This is a genomic window from Actinomycetota bacterium, from assembly GCA_005774595.1.
In the GTDB taxonomy this organism is placed as follows: domain Bacteria; phylum Actinomycetota; class Coriobacteriia; order Anaerosomatales; family D1FN1-002; genus D1FN1-002.
This window is the reverse complement of record VAUM01000001.1, coordinates 22102-29954: the sequence shown is the minus strand read 5'-3', so window position 1 is coordinate 29954 and position 7853 is coordinate 22102. Positions and strand designations below refer to the sequence as shown.

At 71.0% G+C, this 7853-nt stretch carries 4 protein-coding genes; all 4 read left to right on the top strand.

Features of this window, described 5'->3' with window-relative positions:
* Window positions 1-1211: nickel-dependent hydrogenase large subunit (locus tag FDZ70_00115; protein ID TLM80592.1), on the top strand; the 1211-nt coding region annotated here is incomplete at its 5' end.
* Window positions 1084-2520: a hypothetical protein gene (locus tag FDZ70_00110; protein TLM80591.1), complete on the top strand. Its 1437-nt coding sequence runs from the start codon at window positions 1084-1086 to the stop codon at window positions 2518-2520. The genes FDZ70_00115 and FDZ70_00110, both read left to right, overlap by 128 nt.
* Window positions 2521-2732: 212 nt before the next feature.
* Complete coding sequence (locus tag FDZ70_00105; protein TLM80590.1) at window positions 2733-4145, top strand: hypothetical protein; 1413 nt, start codon at window positions 2733-2735, stop codon at window positions 4143-4145.
* A gap of 44 nt (window positions 4146-4189) precedes the next feature.
* The gene (locus FDZ70_00100) at window positions 4190-7747 is read left to right on the top strand and encodes a hypothetical protein (protein ID TLM80589.1); all 3558 of its coding nucleotides are present in this window, start codon (window positions 4190-4192) and stop codon (window positions 7745-7747) included.
* The last annotated feature ends 106 nt before the right edge of the window (window positions 7748-7853 follow it).

Below are 7853 nucleotides of genomic sequence, written 5' to 3'. Positions count from 1 at the left end.
CGAACGGCGTCACGGGCAACCACTTCCCGCGCGGCTGGGTCAAGAACGCGGGCGGCTACTTCGGCGCTGCGCAGACCGATGGCACCATCAACGCCGCTGCGGTGCAGACCGACCTCATCGAGCACGTCGCGTACTCCCGCTACCAGCAGAACAACGCGTACGGCTACGACGCGAACGGCCTGTCGTATCCCTACCAGGCCAGTCGCACCGTGCCGGAGCGCCTCAAGGGCGGCGCGTACTCGTACCTGAAGGCGCCGCGCTGGGCGGGCGACCCGATGGAGGTCGCCCCCTGGGCCCGCCTCGTCGTCGCCGGCGAGTACCCGATCGACATGGCCGCGCCCGAGCCGCTCATCGACGCCGCAGGCACCACGCTGCAGCAGGTCGCGTCGCTCTACACCAAGGGCGCCGGCCTCGACCCGAAGATGATCCATCCGGATCTTGCGGTCGCATGCGTGCGCGCCGGCCTCGCCGAACTGTCCGTCACGCTGAACCTCGGCAACCCGGGCGATCCGCAGACCTACACGGTCTCCGACGCGCCGACGGGCGGGACGAACCTGTTCATCGACGACCTGCCGTACGCGACCATCGTCGCAGCGTACCAGGCCGCCAGCGCCGTCATCATCGACGGCGGAGTCGCGCCCCTGGTCACCTACATCGCCACGATGAGCCTCGGCCTGTCGACGATGGACCGGCTGCGCGCCCGTGCGCTCGAGTCGGCGTTCATCATGATCTGGATGATGGGCATGCCGAGCAAGCCGGCGCTCGCCGCTCAGGCCATCACGTGGGCGAACAACGGTTGGGTCAGCCAGCTGGCAGCCGCCGCGGGTGACACCTACACCTACATCGCCACGCCGGCCGACGGCCTGTCGCACACCGGCATCGGCGGCACCGAGGCGCCTCGCGGCGCTCTCATGCACATCTGCACCATCGGTGGCGACGGCAAGATCGAGCGCTACCAGTGCATCGTGCCGACGACGTGGAACGCCTGTCCGCGCGATGCCGGCGACGTGATGGGCCCCATGGAGCAGGCAATCGTGGCTCCGGGCACCGGAGCCGGCTTCCCGGCGCAGTCGGCGGTGGCATATGCTGCCGACGGCGGCGTGCTCTATCCGCCGGTCAGCGGCGGCGGTCCCGTCGCCACACAGGGCGGCGTCGAGGCCCTGCGTATCGCACAGTCCTTCGATCCGTGCATCGCTTGCGCGGTACACTAGACAGGAGGTGAGCAGGATGAAGAGACTCAGCATCGTCGTCCTTCTCGCGTTCGCGCTCGTCCTCCTGTACGGAGGGGTCGCGTACGCGAACTTCGGCCCGCACGGCGGGTACTCGGACGACACCGACGCATGCGCCGGCTGTCACCGGGCCCACACGTCGTTCTCGCCGCTCACGTGGACGGACAGCAACGCCAACTCGCACAGCGCGTTGCTCGTGTCGTCCGCCAGCACGATCCAGGAGTTCTGCTACGCGTGCCACGGCGACACCGCTCCGGGCGCCTCGACCAACGTCGAGTCCGGCATCTTCGACGCCGGCCCGAGCTCCACGCTGGGCACGTACATCACGAACTCCACGCTCAACGCCGGCCTGAACGGCGGCGGCTTCTCGTTCATGGCGACCACGGGTGCGGCTCCGTTCACGCCCGTCACGTCGGTGCACGAGTGCGACGAAGTCGCTCCGGGCATCCTGTGGGGCGACGGCCTTGCGGCCGACACCTCGTGGACGCTGAAGTGCACCGACTGCCACGACCCGCACGGCTCGACCAACTACCGCCTCCTGAAGGACACGGTGAACGGTCACGCGGTCGGTGGCTACGACACGAACGACGTCCCGTCCCCGTACGTGATCTCCGCCGAGGAGAACTATCCGGCGGGCGGCTGGCTGCTGCATGAGGCCGGCGCCGGCCAGATGGCCACGTACACGCCGAACTACACGGCCGAGGAGTACGCGTACCTCGCGCCCGACACGAGGGGCTTCCTCTCGATGTCGGCGTGGTGCTCCGCGTGCCACGAGCGGTACTACGACAAGGACGACACGACCGGCACCGCGGTCCTGCCGTGGGATATCGCCGGCGCCACGACGTACGACTACCGTGGCTTCGAGTCGGATCCGGCGTCCGGTGCCGCCAATCTCGGCGCGCGCGCTCGCCATCGCCACCCGGTCAACGTCACGTTGGCCGCGGGCGTCGGCGCGGGCCGCTCGCTCCAGCGTGAGGTCGTGACCTCTACGCTGCTGCCGCTCGAGCAGCAGCCGGGTTCGACCAACGCGCGCGGCACGTGGGACTTCCAGGACTACCTGGGCTGCCTCACCTGCCACGTGGCTCACGGCTCGTCCGTGACCATGACCGGCTGGGCGGACTCGAGCCTCATGACGAGCCCGACCGCGTCGGTCACGTGGTACCCCGAGCTCGACAACGGCCGTGCTGACGGCGGGCTCGAGGGCAACGGAGACGGCGTCAACCCGACGTTCGACTCCGCTCTCCTGCGCGCCAACAACCGCGGCGTGTGCGAGAGGTGCCACAACAAGTAGTTCCAGTTCGACGTTCCCTTCGGGGAACGGTTTCGACGGGGACCCCGGGCCGGCAAGGCCCGGGGTCCCCCCGCATGAGGGCCGGCAGGCCACCCGGCGTGCAGGAACGCGCGTTCGACCGTATAATCCAAGGTTGGGCCGCGTCCTGCGGGCATCCGGCAGTGTCGGCAGCAATGACCCTTCGTCACGCGAAAGGGCGGTACGAAGCCAACGTGACCCATCCCGGCAACGGCCTTCCGACGTCGGCCTACCGTGCGCTCGGACTGGTCTGCAACCCGTTCACGCCGTGGGCGCCCGACAAGGGCGACACCATCGGCCTCGCGCTTTCCACCCGCGCTGCGTCATCACGCCTGATCTCCGCGCTGCTCGCCGCGTCGGCGGAGGAGCGGTCGCGCCCGGTCTGGGTGGACAAGACCGCCGAGGCGAGCACGTTCCTGTCCGTCCTGGCGCTCGCCGAGGTGCTCGAGGTGCTCACCGAGGACACCTCGTACGGCGTGATGCCCACCTACGTCCAACTGCAGTCGATGAAGGGCGGCCGCGTCCGCGGCGCGCTGGGCGCGGTGGCCGAGAAGGTCGCCGGCAGCCGCGTCGACCTGACGCTCGCCGCGTGGACGCGCGAGGCGCTCGCGGAGCCCGACACCGCGCTGGCCGAGTGGGCGCCGCTCGCATCAGCGGACCTCGGCGCATTGCTCGACCTGCTGCGGGACGATCCCGCCAAGGCCTCGGAGGAGATCTACGGCGTGCTCAAGCCCGAGCGCGAGGGCGTGCGCCAGGACCTCGAGATGCTGATGCGTGTCTCCGCTGCGCGCCAGGAGCGCCAGGAGCAGGAGCCCGAGGCGGCCGACGAGGACGACGGCGAGGAGGACCTCACGGACCCGGCGGGCGAGATCTTCGCGACCCCGCTCGCCATCCCGGACGCCGAGGACGAGCCGGAAGGCCCGCACCGGGTCGGCGGGCCGCACGGCCCCGAGGCCGTGGACGTCGCGGCCTACGTGGTGGCGTACACGAAGGAGCACCTGTCGCCGGTGGTGGCGCGGGGTATCCGCGTGTACGTGGCGCAGGGCACCTCGGCCATGTCGCAGGACCTCAAGGTCACGAAGGCGCCGCGCAAGACCCTCGGCGCGCTGGCGCGGTTCGCGTGCGCGCGCTACGACAAGGTCGCGCTCATCTGGGACCGGTTCGACATCTGGCCCATGATGGAGCCGGACATGCGCGTGAAGATCACCACCTCGCTCGCCGAGACGCGGTGGGCGTTGGCTGACCACGGCGTCATGGCGATCCTGAGCCGTCCCGGCGAGGCTCCCGAGCTCGAAGAGCAGTTCGCTGCTGCGGGACGTGTCGACTGGGACATGCCCCACCTGTCCGATGTCGAGCCGCGTGGCTCCGCCTACCATGACGCGGTCGTGCGGCACTGGCTCGCATCTGCCGCACTCGACGGCGCACGCGTCTGGACCACCGATGACGAGCCCTTCGCGACGCTCGCGAAGGAGCGTGCGGGCAGCATCGAGGAGTTCTGTGCCGCCGCCGCCGCCGCGGTCGACTCGGCGGCTGCTCGTGGCGACGGCGCGTTCGCGGACGAGGACCTGGCGGCGGGGCTGGCGGCGGCAGCGGCTGCGGAGGGCTAGTGGGCCTGAGGGGGAGGACATCGATCGCGCGGGGCTGCGCGCTTGTGGCGCTGCTCGCATGCGCGTGCCTCGCCCCGGCGACCGCGGTCGCGCTCGAGACGACCGCTCCCCACGTGCCGACGCGGGTCGACACCGACGTCTGCGCGATGTGTCACCGCGGTCACGGAGGGGCCTCCGACGGCTGGTCCGAGAACACGGCGTTCGAGACCACGTACGTCGCGTTGCTGGTGGTCCCGTCGGTCGGCGTCGGCGACACCGCCGTGTGCTACGCCTGCCATGGTGTCGGCCAGCTCGGGTCGGACGCGGCGGACGTGGAGAGCGCGTTCTCGTCGACATCTCGGCACAGCATCGCTCCGAGCGCGACCGCGTACGGCGCGCGCCCGATGCACGAGTGCAGCACGTGCCACGACAGCCACGGGTCGCAGCGTGACGCGAGCGGGGCGCTCCACCCGGCGCTCCTGCGCGCGTACGATGCGAGCGGCAGCGCCTACTACGGCGATGAGGCGTACTGCGCGGCGTGCCATCCCGACCGCCCGCTGGACATCTGGGACGGCTTGGACGCGTTCAAACGCACGGCGCACCACTCGCGACTGCCCTCGCCCACGACCGGAACGGGCATCGTGTGTTCCAACTGCCACGATCCCCACGGGTCCGACCGCGCGCCGAGCATCGTGGCGAGCATCTGCCCGCCCGCGGTCGTCGCGACGCAGTCGGTCACCGCCAACGACCGGACGTTCTGCACGCTGTGCCACCCCGCTCAGGAGTACACGTTCTCGGGGCCGGCGACCTACGCGACGGCCGCGCACGGGTCGTCGACCGCCACGATCGCGGTGGCCGGCGAGTATCCGGCGCGAGACTACGCATCGGGCGTCGCGACGCGTGCGGTGGGCGAGTGCCAGGTGTGCCACGCGCCGATGGGCCGCACGCGCGACTCGACGCGCACGATCCCGAAACTCGGCGACAAGTACGGGCGCCAGCTGTGCGACCGATGCCACGACGGGGACGGTCCCGCTCGCACGGACGTGGCCACGCTCGCGTTCCCCGCCTCCCGGACCGACACGGAACTCGTGGCGGTGTGGCGGCCGTCCGTCGAGACGTCCATCTACGGTGACATCGCCGTGTACACGCGCGACGTCACCGTCTCCGTGCCCGCGACCCTCGACGGCCCGCGGGTGCTCCCCTCGGCGAACCGTACCGGCGATGCGTCCGCGGGCGACATCGACCGTGACGGCATCGCAGAGCTCGTCATCGGCGACCCGTCACGGGCGTATCTCGACATCCGGTCCGCCGACCCGGTCGGCGGGCTCGTGACCACGAGCGTTGCGATCCCCGGCGGCGTGGCCGCCCAGTACGTGGAGGTCGGCGACTTCATCTCCGGTGGCGCGGGGGCAGGCCAGGCGGAGATCGCGATCGTCGCGCGCGCCGCCACCGAGCCGCATGCCAGCACGCTGTACGTGCTGCGGTACTCGGCGGGCGCGCTCACCTCGCTCGCCTCCGCCGCGGTCGGTGACGACGTGTCCGGCATCGCGTCGGGCGATGTCACCGGCACCGCGCTCGCGGACCTCGTGGTGACCGCCGCGGCCGACGACCAGTTCCGCGTTCTCACCGAGTCGGGCGGCGCGCTCGGACCGGTCGGTGGTCCGTACTCGACGCTGTCGAAGCCCCGGGGCGCGAGTGTCGGCGACGTCTGGGGGGCCAGCGCGGGCCGGGAGATCGTGATCTGCAACGCCGGGCAGCCCGCCGGCGTGAACAACGTGAGCGTGTTCGACGGCGCGGGCGTCAAGCTCGGTGACCTCAACACGCTCGGGAATGCCGGTGCGGGCATCGCGTACGACTCCGCAGTCACCGACGTCCTCTACAACGTCACCCCGCTCGGCACCTCGGGAGCCGAGCTCCTCGTCGCACTGCGGAGCGATCCGACCACCGACGCCGTCTCGGCGACCGCTTCGGTCGACCTGTTCCGGCAGGCGGTCGGCGGCATCGGACTCGATGCCGTGCCGGGCAAGTACGACACCGGGCTGCACTACGAGTCCTCGGCGCTCGCGGCCGGCGACGTCGACGGGGACGGCCGCAGCGAGTTCGTCGTGGGCAACTCCGGCAAGTGGCTGCGCTTCGGGGATCGTCAGGCGCCCTCGCTGCAGGTGTTCGACACCTCCGACGGCCTCACGCTGTCGGCCACTCCGCGGACCCTGTGGTCGACCGGCATCGAGCAGGCGAGCGGCATCGAGACCACGTGGACGGTGCTCGGGGCGTCACCCGCCGTCGTGGTCGCGGACCTCGGACCGGTCGGCCTCGCCCGCCACCCCGCCGATGCCGGGCCGGCGCAGCACGTCTCGACCGAGACCGCGACGATCCCGCGGCACGTGACGTGCGCCGACTGCCACAACCCGCACGAGACGACCGCCACGGTGCAGTCGCCCTCCCCGGCCGTCTACGGCGCCCTGAAGGGCGCGTGGGGGGTGTTCGTGACGCCGAGCGGGCCGGGCACCGCGATCACCTACTCGCAGAAGACGGCGGTGGCGCGCGAGTTCGAGGTCTGCCTCAAGTGCCACTCGGCGAACATGACTCGTGGCAGGACGCGCGATATCGCATCCGAGGTCAACACGCGCAACGCGTCGTACCTCGCCGTCGGGGCGGCCTCGACGGTCGCCTCCGCGCCGTCGGGGACGTTCGCGACGCGCACCGCCGGCACGTTCACGAGTACCGGCGCGGCATGGACCAAGGACTCGACGATGTACTGCGCCGACTGCCATCGCAATGCGAACACCGATCAGGCGAAGGGGCCCCACGCCTCGGACAACGGGTCGCTGCTGCGGGCGCCGTTCTGGGGCACGCTCACGAGCTCGAGCGATGCTCTGTGCTACCTGTGCCACAAGTACACGGTGTACTACACGGGCGTCGAGGACACCCTCACCACCGCGAGCCTCTTCCAGCACCCGCCGCGCACTGAGCAGCGGATGCACAAGCTGCACGCCAACGACGGTGGCTTCAGCTGCCGCGTCTGCCACGTGACGCACGGTTCGCCGACACTGCTGCACCTGCACAACACGGACCACTCGTACGAGCACGCTGATCTCGGCGGGGCCTGCACCACGCAGTGCCACATCGGAGGCGCGCGCAGGGCGTACGTGCGCACGAGCGTCACGGCCACCATCACGCAGCCGACGTCGTTCACGGTCCCGGTGAGCGCCGGGTACACCGGGACCTGGTCGGCGATCGTCTCGCGCGACGCCACGTCGCTCGTGGTGGGCGAGATCGGCGGCGCGAGCGCCGTGCCGCCGGACCTGCCCGCCGTGTTCGCGATCGAGATCGGCTTCACCGGCACGCCGTCGCTCCCGTCGGGTGTGGAGTTCAGGGGCCGGTATGCGGGCTCGCCCGGTCACACGGTGTACGTGCAGGCGTTCGACTACTCGTCGGGCACGTGGTCGACTCTGGGGTCGCCATGGCCGTCGACGGCCGTGCCGGGGGTCTACACGTGGGCGCTCACGAACCCGTCGTTCCGCCGGGCCGCCGACGGGGAGGTGCGGATCCGGGTGATCCATCCGCAGCCGGGCGACCCGACGCATTCGATGGACATCGACTCCGTCTGGCTCTACCCGTAGTCGCGCTCCGCGTGGAGATTGTCTGGGGCGGCGCAGCAAGGCGTTGTATGCGCGCGCGCGGGGGGCTAGCCTCGTCGCACGGAGCCCGGCAGCTCCCTGTAGTGGG